This window comes from Massilia mucilaginosa, from assembly GCF_011682145.1.
In the GTDB taxonomy this organism is placed as follows: Bacteria; Pseudomonadota; Gammaproteobacteria; order Burkholderiales; family Burkholderiaceae_D; genus Telluria_A; species Telluria_A mucilaginosa.
Map to the genome: position 1 here is coordinate 1 of NZ_WHJH01000340.1, position 293 is coordinate 293.

1 protein-coding gene is annotated in these 293 nt (G+C 61.4%); it reads right to left on the reverse strand.

The features are described 5' to 3' along the window. Positions 1 to 293 (reverse strand): histidine kinase dimerization/phospho-acceptor domain-containing protein (locus tag F2P45_RS35110; RefSeq protein WP_308613973.1); only part of this gene is annotated, 293 nt, incomplete at both ends.

The following is a 293-nucleotide window of genomic DNA, read 5'->3' on the forward strand; positions in this document are numbered from 1 at the left end:
GCCGGCGCGGCCCAGATCACCAGTTCGAGTTCCTTTTCGGCGGCGCGCCAGGCGAACAAGTCGACGATATTGGTCAAGGTGTCAGGCAGGTCGAAGGGCACCACTTCGAGTTCCAGCTTGCCCGCTTCGATCTTTGAAAAATCGAGGATGTCGTTGATGATGTCGAGCAGGTTGTTGCCGGCGCGCGCAATCTTGCGGAAGTAGTCGCGCGGCTTGGCCGCCAGTTCCAGGTGGGTGCCCAGGCCCGCGAAGCCGAGGATGGCGTTCATCGGCGTGCGGATTTCGTGGCTGAT